Source organism: Syntrophomonas sp. UBA1041 (genome assembly GCF_002316705.1).
In the GTDB taxonomy this organism is placed as follows: domain Bacteria; phylum Bacillota; class Syntrophomonadia; order Syntrophomonadales; family Syntrophomonadaceae; genus DTU019.
Genome location: NZ_DCEA01000107.1, coordinates 157,681 through 158,726, shown reverse-complemented (window position 1 = coordinate 158,726; position 1,046 = coordinate 157,681). Strand labels below are relative to the sequence as shown.

Sequence of the window (1,046 nt, the reverse complement as noted above, 5' to 3'; positions counted from 1 at the left end):
ACACTGCCGGCTGGATTAAAATACTCCAATTTAACAATCACTCGGGCGTTCAAGTGATTGTACTGGTTGTAATTTGACAACTCCAATAGGGGCGTGTTTCCGATGAGGTCGGTAAGGTTTTTTGCTATTTTGGCCATTCATTTTCCCTCCAATAATCTTAACTTATAACCTACTATTTCAATTGGATTACATGGCTTATTTATAACATGCGCCGCTGTCTTTGTCAATGCAGTTTTAATAGATTTGTGTAATGGCGGCTCACGATAGCGGATAGGCCGCCTGCAGCATTCACCCGCCCGATACTGAAGCAGCACGCCATGAACGGATGCAACCCGAAAGTATATTCTAATATCCCCTGATTATGTATAGACGAATACACCGAGCTGGCCCTAAAGAAATTGTAATCGAAATATATTCGAACTTTCCCCTTGACAAATCGAATATAAGATTTTAGCATTTATTATAATATATTATTTCAGTATGTTTACTTGGTTTTGGTTTGACCAGACAACTGGAGGCCGGGATGCAGCAGCCGTCTTGGCCCTTCTTATTTTAGACATTGTAGGGCCTTCATCAGATTACCGGCAGGTAATTGTTATGAAAGGGGGAAAAAAATGGGAGCAAGACAGAAAGTGGAAAAGGTTCTTTTCGTGGGTGCGGATCATCTGGGCGCGGTTCCCAAAAAGCTATACGCTGAAGGGGCCAAAGAGATCATCCATTGGAAGGGGCGAAATCACTCGACCCAAAATCGCGAGATCCCCAAGAACGTAGACTTAATCATTCTAAATTTAAACTACATAAGCCACGGACTCATGAACCGGGTGAAAAAGCAGGCCAAATCCAGAGGGATTCCCATTATTTTTAGAAAAACCGTTTTTTTTAGCCAGGCCAGCTAAACAGTTCATTTTCTATAACCAGGAGGGAATTATTTTGCGGCATTACGAAGGCACGTTCGGTGACTGGGAGAAAGCGAGCACAGTGTTTCCTCCAATCATTGACATTGTACGAGCCGGTAATTCCCTGCCGGCGATAAACTAAAAAACAAA

General features: G+C 42.7%; 1 protein-coding gene and 1 pseudogene. One reads left to right on the top strand and one right to left on the bottom strand.

The genetic code is table 11. From position 1 onward, the window contains the following. Positions 1-137: pseudogene (locus B2633_RS16255) on the bottom strand (cysteine synthase A); the annotation flags it as partial. A gap of 477 nt (positions 138-614) precedes the next feature. Here B2633_RS16255 and B2633_RS16250 point away from each other — a divergent pair. After that, positions 615-896, top strand: a complete 282-nt coding sequence (locus tag B2633_RS16250) for a DUF2325 domain-containing protein (RefSeq protein ID WP_483171737.1) — start codon at positions 615-617, stop codon at positions 894-896. Positions 897-1,046: the final 150 nt, after the last annotated feature.

Coding starts and splice junctions, on each gene's coding strand:
- B2633_RS16250 (WP_483171737.1), top strand. CDS start 615: ATGGGAGCAAGACAGAAAGTGGAAAAGGTTCTTTTCGTGGGTGCGGAT.